This window comes from Legionella sp. ST3F1, assembly GCF_048553315.1.
Lineage (GTDB): Bacteria > Pseudomonadota > Gammaproteobacteria > Legionellales > Legionellaceae > Tatlockia > Tatlockia donaldsonii.
The window spans coordinates 90,487-100,819 of record NZ_JBLZIO010000005.1 but is presented as its reverse complement, the minus strand read 5'-3'; the positions used below and the strand labels follow the sequence as shown (position 1 = coordinate 100,819).

Here is a 10,333-nt window from a genome sequence, read left to right as displayed (position 1 = left end):
TCTTGACTACTCGTAAACGGATTTGGTATCAAAGCTTTGTTGCCCCCACTGAGCAAGCAAATTATTTAAAGCATCTACAAGATCAATTGAATCAGTATGCGGACAAAGAATTTCAGTTTGAAGTGCATGGCTTAACCCCTGCAGATAAAAACCTGCATCCACTTACCGAGTTTCGCTGTGCCATGCAAACTATTCGTAATGCTGTGCAAGCCGAAAAACAGGGTTATGATGCTTTTGTTATTGGTCATTTTCAAGAACCCGGCATTAACGAGATAAAAGCCTGCGTAGATATTCCTGTGATTGGCTTAGGTGAGTCCACTATGCTGCATGCTTGCAGCTTGGGACATAAAATAGGCCTCGTCACCATCAATCCTGTTTTCATTCCCTGGCATGAAAACCAAATTAACTATTATGGATTGCAACAACGAATTACTGCTGTTAGCGCTGTCGAGGCAAAAGTGCAAGATTTTGAACAAGCTTTTACCAATTCGTCTGTTTATCAAAAACTGCTTCATGCGTTTACCGAACAAATTAGACCGATGATTGCAAAAGGCGTAGAAGTAGTTCTGTTGGCAGGTGGTTTGCCGATGTTGTTACTCGCTCGGCAAAAAAACTTTACTATTGATGGTGCAATTGTAATCAATGGCATAGCGGTTTGTGTCAAAACGGCGGAGATGACCCTCAAACTCAAAGAATTAACCGGAGGATTTATCAGCCGGCGCGGCGTCTACCAAAAAGCGAACCAGGAAACAGTCACCGAATTCCTTCATTTACTTAAAGAAGAAAAATTGGATTAAGCCCAGGTACGCCCCCTATAACCATCCTGTTGGGCGACGCATTCAACCGATGCCTGCTAATAGGTTACTTGCACTTTATCGGGGCCCAATAAATCAGCTAGTAGAAGGACTAGTTCATCACTCGGTTTAACGCACCACTTCGTACCCATAGTCAAGGTAGCGTTGGCATTGGTGTTGGAATAACGAATTTGTACCACACAACCTCCCTGGTTAGCCTTTAAAATGGATTGCAAGGCTGGAAGTCTATCTCCGTCGGCAGCGGTCATGGATAATTGGAGGCATTTAGCAAAACGCGTACGGGCTTCCTCTATCGTATATAATTGATTCGCTGTCATTTTGACGCCACCACTATAATCATCAGTAGCGATTTCACCCTCAACAACGATCATCTGTCCAGTTTGGACATCCGTTTGTAAGGCTTCATACACTTCGGAAAAAACAACAACGTCCAATTTGGCAGTAGAATCCTCCAAACCAATAATTGTTAGCTTTTTACCTCGCTTAGTCATCACTCGTCTGATTGCAGTGACCAATCCACATAGCATAGCCTTTTTGCTTGCTGCCGGATTGAGTCGTGCGATCAAACTGATAAATCCTTTAAATTCCTGGCAATATTGCTGTGCTGGATGTCCCGATAAATAAAGGCCCAGTGTTTCTTTTTCGCCATTTAAGCGTTGCATCTCAGGCCAGGGTTTACAGGCAACATAATCTTCCTGATTACTTACATCTTCTAATAAAGCGAATAAATCAGTCTGACCGCTGTTTTGGTTTTGGTGGGTCTTATCTGCTACCTTTAACGCTTTTTCAAGGGATGCATAGAGAACCGCACGATCAACATTCCACTCATCCATGGCCCCCGCTTTAATCAGGGCTTCCAGAACACGGCGGTTGACTTTGCGTAAATCCAACCGTTGGCAAAAACTAAATAATCCTGGATAAGAGCCAGCCGCTTTTCGTTCGTCAACAATACAATTAATTGCAGCTTCCCCGACCCCTTTGATAGCACCTAGTCCATACAGAATGGTCTGATTATCAGCGACAGTAAATTGATAGCTTGATGTATTAATACCAGGAGGTAAAACATTGAGCTTCATTTGTCCACACTCATCAATAAAGGTCACTACCTTATCGGTATTATCCATATCAGATGACATAACCGCCGCCATAAAGGCTGCGGGATAATGTGCTTTCAGCCAGGCAGTTTGGTAAGCAACCAAGGCATAGGCGGCTGAATGTGATTTGTTAAAACCATAACCGGCAAATTTTTCCATTAAGTCAAAAATATAGGTAGCGGTTTGCTCGCTAACACCACGCGCTGTAGCTCCTTCAGTAAAAATGGTTCGTTGTTGTGCCATTTCTTCTGGTTTTTTCTTGCCCATAGCACGACGGAGTAAATCTGCAGCACCCAAGGTATAATTGGCTAATACCTGGGCAATTTGCATCACCTGTTCCTGATAAAGAATGACACCATACGTAGGCTTTAAAATAGGTTCCAGATCAGGATGGGGGTACTCGACTTTTGCTCTGCCATGTTTTCGATCAATAAAATCATCCACCATCCCTGACTGCAAAGGCCCAGGGCGAAAAAGTGCGACCAACGCAATAATATCTTCAAAACAGTCCGGCTGCAGGCGATGGATTAATTCTTTCATACCGCGGGATTCCAGCTGGAATACGGCCGTGGTTTGACAGGCTTTCAAAAGATCAAAGGTCTTCTCATCATCGGTTGGAATCATACTGATATCAATAGCCGATTCCCCTTGCTCTCGCTTCTGCTTATTAACGATGGCAAGTGCCCAATCAATAATGGTCAGGGTTCGTAAACCCAAAAAGTCGAATTTTACCAGCCCGGCTGCTTCGACATCATCTTTGTCAAATTGACTGACTATCTGAGTGGAGTTTTGTTCACAATAAATAGCGGTAAAGTCGGTTAGCTTCGACGGTGCGATTACCACACCGCCCGCATGTTTACCGGCGTTACGAGTAATACCCTCCAGTTTTAGGGCCAAATCAAACAACTCTTTGACCTCTTCCTCATCCTGATAACGGCGCCGTAACTCCTCTTCATCCTCGAGAGCCTTGCTTAACGTCATCCCAATTTCAAAGGGAATTAATTTGGCAAGTTTATCGACAAAACCATAGGGATGCCCCAATACACGGCCTACATCACGCACAACTGCCTTGGCAGCCATTGTACCGAAGGTAATGATTTGCGACACACTTTGCCGACCATATTTCTCAGCAACATAATCAATAACCCTATCGCGCCCTTCCATGCAAAAATCAATATCGAAATCCGGCATCGATACACGCTCTGGATTCAGAAAACGTTCAAAGAGTAGTTCATACTGCAAGGGATCGAGATCGGTAATTTTTAGCGCATACGCTACTAAGGAACCAGCTCCCGAGCCTCTGCCTGGCCCCACAGGTACGCCATTTTGTTTTGCCCACTGGATAAAGTCAGCCACAATCAAGAAATATCCGGGGAAACCCATCGCATTGATTACATCAAGCTCGATTTGCAACCGCCTGTCATAGGGCAAACGGGCGCTCTGAATGAGGTCTGGTGATTGATTACGAAAAATCAGGGCAAGGCGTTCTTCCAAACCCTGTTTTGATAATTGGGATAAGTACTCTTCAACCGTTGAGCCGTCAGGAATGGGAAAATTAGGTAAATAATTGTTGCCCAAATCAAGTTTTAAGGTACAACGTTTACTGATTTCGACGGTATTTTCTATCGCTTGCGGTAGATCTTTAAACAACTCAACCATTTCGTCTGCTGAGCGTAAATATTGTGCTGCACTATATTGTTGATTACGCCTGGGATCAGCAAGACTCAATCCTTCGTGGATACAAACACGCGCCTCATGCGCCTCAAAATCATCTTTTGCGATAAAACACACATCATTTGTAGCAACCAGAGGTAAATGCAGCTCCTCGGCCAAAGCAACAATACGCTCATTATACTCTGACTCATCGGAGCGATCGGTCCGCTGTATTTCCAAATAAAAACGATTGGGAAAGATTGCTGCAAACGATTTGGCCAGATCATAAGCACCTGGCTCATCACCTGCCAACAAGGCTTTACCGATGGAGCCCTTACGGCCACCTGATAACGCAATCAACCCTTCGGAATACGCGGCTATCCAATCGTGGTGAATGCGTGGTTGTCCCTGGTATTGCCCTTCTTGATACGCTTTCGACACCAAACGCGTTAGATTGCGGTAACCAGTTTCATTTTGACACAAGAGAACGAGAGACGACAGTTGCTCAGGATTTTCCGGATCATGACAAGGCAAATCGCCACCAATAATAGGCTTGACTCCCCGATCAATCGCTGCTTTAAATACTTTAACAGCAGCAAAGAGATTACAAAAATCGGTAACAGCAACTGCATTCATCCCTTTTTCAACAAGGGTTTTCATCAATGGTTTAATGCGTACTAAACCATCAACCATCGAAAACTCTGTATGGACGCGTAAATGAACGAATCGCGGTTGCATAAGAAAGACCTATCGCCAAAATGATGACTGCACTCTACCGAAGACAACCAGGTAGAGCAAGCATGAAAACACCAAAAAATGGTAGCTCACCTTCTCATAGGCTCGCCCATCTTTGGAACAAAAAGAGATTATGCTGTAATAAAAAACATTTTGCTCAACTATAGTTAGTTATAACTTACCAGGGTCTGTTGCCATTTCGCTAGCTTTTCGGCCAAGATAGTAGAAATGCCAACAGACTCTAGTTCCCCATATGGAAATAGGTGTTATACAAATTAATGTAGGCACTTCCACTTTCTATGTTGATTAATTGTTGGTTAATACTGTTTATTAACGCTTGGTTTTGGGGCAAAGCAACAATGCCAATTCCATCAGCAACTTTCATAGGGGTTTCAAGCGCATCAAACTGATCCCCGCCATTAAGTTCCCAATAATTCGCTTCGTTATTATCCAAAAATACTGCAGTAACATTTCCGCTAGACAAATCACTGATGAGCGATTCTATATCGTCAAAAAGTTTAACTTGAAATGTGTTACCGTATTTGGCAACGAAAAAGCGATAAAATAATCCCCGACCAGGTTCCCCACTCTCTTTAACTAATCCAACGGTGGATCCCTGCGGTATATCCTTGATAGCATTAATTTTGCTACTTCTCAAAACGACAAATTGTCCTTTACTAAGTAAATAAGGGTAAGAATAAATATAGGTATCGCCACCCGAGGGGGAGAGGTAAAAAGGAATACTGTCAATACCTATGTCTATAGACCCCTTCAGTAATTCCTCAAACAGTTGGTAATAAGGCATTTGTATCAAAGTGCATTGCTGATTCATTCGTTGACAAATGAGTTTTATCAATTGAATTTCAAAACCCTGGTCGAGGGAAAGAACATAGGGCGGATCAAATTTAACAGTTCCCACGCGAATATCTGCATAGGCATAACTGGATAGCCAGGTAAAAAACCATACGCTAATAAAAATATTAGCCCATTTCGGGTAGCCACCTTTTGTTTTTGGGGAAAATCCATTATCCATTCTTAACTCTCACCTCAATGAGCTTATACAAAATACAAAATACCAATCACTTATAAGCTAATAATAGCTAACTCCTCCAGATTTTAACTTAATCAATTCTTAAGCTTACGTGTTTTACACTAAAAGTAAATCAAGAGGAGACTACCATGTCTAACAAATTATTATCTGAGCGTTTGATGGGTGAATTAGATGCAATTGGCGTTCCCAGTTTAATGACTGAGCGAGTTCAAGCATGCTCCAAACTATTTAAATTACCCAAATTTAAAATTGAAGCACTATTGCATGGCGTCATTTTTGAATCCAAATCTATTCAAACCATTGCTGATGAACTGGCAGTCAGTGTGGAGTGGCTATTAGGCGACAATAATGCCAAGAAGAAAAACCATTAATTTTACGCTTGGAAAGAAAGCCCTTGCCGAGTTTAAAAAGCAATATAACAACTGGCCGATAAACTCGGTATAGCTTGCCTAAACAGGAATTAGTTTCTGCTTAATCTGACCGATTGAAAAAACGAGCGCTTCCGGTTTTGACAAAAGTGTGAACTTTAAACAAAACCGGACAGACACTTCCAGAAACTCTAAGTTCTTGCTTGATGCGGATCAAAAGCATCCCGTAGTGCATCAGCAAAAAGGTTAGACGCTAAAACGAGGGTAAACATAAAAGCGAACGCTGAGATCATGGGCCACCAAACAAGGGGCTCCCTTGCCAACTCTAACCGGGCACCGTTGATCATGTTGCCCCAGCTGATAGTCATTGGTGAAACCCCAACACCGACATAAGAAAGTACCGCTTCAGCAAGCACCAAAAAACTAAAATCCAACACCAGGGTAATTAATACAATGTGCATGACATTGGGCAGTAAATGTTTACGCAGTATAGTCAAAGAACTACTTCCCAAAGCACGGGCAGCCATCACGTAATCCACTTCTCTAAGCTTTAAGGCTTCAGCACGAAGCAAACGGCATAAACTGGTCCAGCTGGTTACTCCCAAAATCAGGCACAACGCAAATAAACGCGCATCGGCATTTTTACTCAGGGTGGAAAATTGTTGCGGGTGATTGGCAATGTAGGTCTGCATCGATAATACCGACGCAGTAATCAGCAATACACCAGGAATTGAACTAAGTGTGGTATAGAGATATTGAATAAGATCGTCAACGATGCCACCAAAGTAGCCTGCTGCTATGCCGAGTATTAAAGCCAGAGGCAACATAAACAAGGTTGTCAGAATACCGATGATAAGACCGGTACGAATACTTTTTACCGTGTAATAAAAAATATCCTGCCCGATTTTTCCAGTACCTAAAAGATGCAATTCCCGCGACAGCCAATAACTGAAGAGTAAAACCATAGCACACAAGAAAAAGGTCACTAGAGCAGCCACACCGGCTTTTTTAGGGCTAAAGTGCCAGCGCTTATTGGTAACCCTCTTAGCTGCAATCATAAGCAACCAAAGTACTAGAGTCAGGCTGACACTCCATGCCAATGCCTTCCCGAATAGTTGTTTAATTCGCCAGAATTTATCGGCCTCATTTTTTATCTGGGCAGGTGGGTATTTTAAACGAGGATAGACCTGCTCTACTTTATCGCCAACCAAAATTGTTTCCACACTGTATAAATTTAGTGCTAACGGGGCTGAATAGGTCTTTTCAAAACTGGCTCCCAACGGTGCCATTACTCGATCCAGCACAGAGTCGTTTTGGTGCAAATGAATGGAATCGATAACACCAATAGCGAGAAAAAAACACAGGACAATACCGGCACTTACAGCCAGAGGCCTTCTAAAAATGCGCTTAAAGGCCTGTCTGGTATGCACTTTACGTAAACTGACAAGCGTGATTATTAAACTAACGATTAACACGCCAAGAAAACATTGATCGGTCCATAAGAGTTCCATCTCAGCTCAACCTCACACGCGGATCAACTAGTGTGTAAGAAATATCAGTCAAGATTAAGCCTACAATGTAGAGAATTGACCCTAAAAACACCATGGCCCTGACAATAGCAAAATCCTGTTGCTGAATCGCATCAATAATATAGCTGCCTAATCCTGGCACGCCAAAAAATGATTCCAGCACTAAACTTCCCATAAATAAGGAAGGAATAATCACGACAACACCCGTCAGAATAGGTAAAAGTGCATTTTTTAACACATGACGAAACAAGACGATTGATTCTGATAATCCTTTTGCACGTGCTGTTTTCACATAATCCTTATTCATTTCTTCCAAAAATAAAGTGCGGTACCATCGCGAACCGGCGCCTACCCCCGCCAAGACTGCAACGAGTACTGGCAAAACAATAAATTTAATACTATCTAAACCATCATCATACCCAGAGATAGGAACTAATCGCAGTACCTTACCGAAAATATATTGGCCGCCGATAATATAAAAAAGACTGGAAATGGACATGAGGATAATGCAAATAACAACACCACTTAAATCCAGGTAGGTTGTACGAAAAAAAGCCATCGACATCGCAAAAATAATATCAGCCAGCATCCCAAACAGTAAGATAGGAATCGCAATCGCCAAACTAGGCCACATGCGATGGGAAATATCATAGCTAATATCCCTGCCGCCATCAGAAATGCCAAAATCAAAAGCAAACAAGCGCAGTGATTTTTGGAAAAAAAGAGTCTCTGTCACTTGTTTAAGTCCTGATTTTTCAGCGTTATAAAAAAGAGGCAAATCATAGCCTCGTTGCACTTTCCACTGCATAATCGCTGCTGGCTTCACATATTTTTGCCCTAACTGCATACGCGCCATATCATCCGGTGAGTTCACCATAAAAAATAAGGCGAAAGTGATCACGTTAATACCCAGCAAAATAGGAATGGCATAAACAATACGACGCAATAAATAATAGGTCATCATTTGATTCTCACAGCGCTCTGCTTCTCTTTGCGGCGATAAGCAATCAACAAGGGTAGTAAAGTTAAAACAAATAATAACAATAACAAACCCAAGGGCCAAAACACCGGCTTGTTCCAACGATCCCGTAATTCATTACGCAAATCCACATCAACAGCAAGGTACTTCAGGGTATTACGACTAAAGGTGCTAGGCTTCGTGGCTGAAACCCACTGTTGACTTAAAATCAAAGTTTCCGAATTGATTCCCCACACCCAAGGTGCATCATGCCTGACAATCTCAACCATCTTATCAATGAGTAATTGCCGTTGCGGATCATTAGGATGATTCTTCATTAATTCAAATAAACGATCATAGCGACGATTGGAATAATTAGCCGCGTTTTCACCGCCATGTTTCACCTTACCATTGGCCGTATAAAGCATGAATAAAAAGTTTTCCGGATCAGGATAATCAGCGTTCCAACCCCAACTAAAAATTTGCGCATTACCACTCCGCATCTTGTCCTGAAAACGATTATACTGCGTCGCCCGCACATTCAGATCAATGCCAATTTTAGCCAATTGCTTGCGCATCCAATCAAGTTGCGCTTTATCATCGGGCCCGCCAGTAATGGGTACATCATAATGTAAAATTAACGCTCTTCCCGTTTTGGGATTGCGTCCACCTGGATAGCCTGCTTCACGCATTAAAGCCCTGGCATCAGCAATATTACGCCGTTTTGCTCTGCCTCCTTCCCATCGATACACATAAGGATTAATGCCTTCTTTCCCCTCCTTATAACCAAAAATGCCCGGTGGAATTGGACCTTGTGCAGGATTACCACGACCGTTATAAAAAATGGCAATATTCTCATCAAAATTGACGGCAATCGAAATCGCTAAGCGTAATTTGCGTGCTCGTTCGCTAGTTCCCCCGACCACACTATCCAGCATGTTAAAACCCAAATAATAAATGGCTGGATCAGTGGTTTGGGTCAAAGTCATTTTCTTTTCGACCATAGAGGGTGTGAGCCTTGGTTCACCCGTCGAACTGATTTGAATCGCCTGATCAAAGCTATCCTCACTCACTCCCGACGTATCATAATAACCTTGCATGAACTTATTCCATCTCGGGATCGATTCCTTTTCCAAGGTAAAAACAGCTTGATCAATTAAAGGCAGGCGCTCACCGGCATGCGATAAATAACCCGCATCCCTATCTTCTTGCCCACCATGAGAAGGAAAATAGTCCTCACGAAAATTGGGATTTTTACTCAGCACCATCCGCTTGTTCGGATTATTTTCACTGAGCATGAAAGGACCTGTGCCAACGGGATACCAATCAAACCCTAAATTATTATCATCCATTCCAGGTTGTGAATAGAAACGATCCGCTTCCCAGGGGACTGGAGCAAAAAAAGGCATAGCCAGCCAAAACAAAAATTGCGGGTACTGCCCCTTGAGGGTAATCTCAAACGTGTAATCATCAATTTTGCGCAAACCAGCCATGCCATATTTTCTTAAATCGACAAAATCGTCCGGATTAATCATCATTGGCAAGATACTGGCAAACTCCCTAAAACCAATGATGTGTTCACTCATTAACCCATAGATCGGCGAATTAACCGCTGGATTGGCCAGCCGCTTGATTTCATAAATATAATCATCGGCAAGAAGCTCCCGCGTTCCTGTATATTCGAAATCAGATAAACTGCTGATATCATTCTCATCAAGATAATCAGCCGATAATTGAAGATAACGGTAATTACCCTTTCCATCCTTCGCCAAAGCCGGATGCGGTTGGAAGAAAATACCTGGCTTGATATGAATGGTGTAGCTTGAATAAGCAACCTCTCCTTCATCAGGATTGGAAAGCGCCCGGTTTGAACGATCGAAATACCGGACTTGCGGCATGCTGGTGGCATTTAGAGGCACCAGTTTGTAAGGGCGCAGCAAATAATCATATTCCAATACCGGCTCATAAATTTGCGATGTGAATTGGTATTCGTTGCTGGAATAAGATTTAGCTGGATCGAGTGTTTTGGGTTGCTCGTTGAAAGATGAATAAAAAATTTTCTGCAAACGCTCGTCTTCTGGATAAGGATTGTTTAATACCCACCCGGCATAGGAGGTAAGCAACGTACTA

7 protein-coding genes are annotated in these 10,333 nt (G+C 42.7%); 2 read left to right on the top strand and 5 right to left on the bottom strand.

The annotated features are described in order from the left end of the window. The first annotated feature begins 2 nt into the window (after positions 1–2). Positions 3–797, top strand: coding sequence for an aspartate/glutamate racemase family protein (locus ACN4Z1_RS05465; RefSeq protein WP_419388039.1), 795 nt, complete (start codon positions 3–5; stop codon positions 795–797). A 56-nt stretch (positions 798–853) separates the two neighbouring features. Here ACN4Z1_RS05465 and dnaE read toward each other — a convergent pair whose 3' ends face one another. Beyond that, the gene (gene dnaE / locus ACN4Z1_RS05460; protein ID WP_419388040.1) at positions 854–4,300 is read right to left on the bottom strand and encodes a DNA polymerase III subunit alpha; all 3,447 of its coding nucleotides are present in this window, start codon (positions 4,298–4,300) and stop codon (positions 854–856) included. 238 nt (positions 4,301–4,538) lie between these two features. After that, the gene (locus ACN4Z1_RS05455) at positions 4,539–5,330 is read right to left on the bottom strand and encodes a transporter substrate-binding domain-containing protein (protein WP_228364350.1); all 792 of its coding nucleotides are present in this window, start codon (positions 5,328–5,330) and stop codon (positions 4,539–4,541) included. A 146-nt stretch (positions 5,331–5,476) separates the two neighbouring features. Here ACN4Z1_RS05455 and ACN4Z1_RS05450 point away from each other — a divergent pair, with 146 nt between their 5' ends. Continuing rightward, positions 5,477–5,719, top strand: coding sequence for a hypothetical protein (locus ACN4Z1_RS05450; protein ID WP_228364351.1), 243 nt, complete (start codon positions 5,477–5,479; stop codon positions 5,717–5,719). Positions 5,720–5,907: 188 nt separating this feature from the next. On the opposite strand, the gene ACN4Z1_RS05445 is transcribed toward ACN4Z1_RS05450, so the two are convergent. From ACN4Z1_RS05445 to ACN4Z1_RS05435, 3 genes are read right to left on the bottom strand one after another with little or no spacing between them, the layout of a single operon-like run. Further along, positions 5,908–7,227, bottom strand: coding sequence for an ABC transporter permease (locus ACN4Z1_RS05445; protein ID WP_228364352.1), 1,320 nt, complete (start codon positions 7,225–7,227; stop codon positions 5,908–5,910). 1 nt (position 7,228) lies between these two features. After that, on the bottom strand, positions 7,229–8,206 hold the full coding sequence (locus tag ACN4Z1_RS05440) for an ABC transporter permease (RefSeq protein ID WP_419388073.1): 978 nt from the start codon (positions 8,204–8,206) through the stop codon (positions 7,229–7,231). Continuing rightward, positions 8,206–9,975, bottom strand: a complete 1,770-nt coding sequence (locus ACN4Z1_RS05435; RefSeq protein ID WP_419386334.1) for an ABC transporter substrate-binding protein — start codon at positions 9,973–9,975, stop codon at positions 8,206–8,208. Before ACN4Z1_RS05435 ends, ACN4Z1_RS05440 begins: the two co-directional genes overlap by 1 nt. Positions 9,976–10,333: the final 358 nt, after the last annotated feature.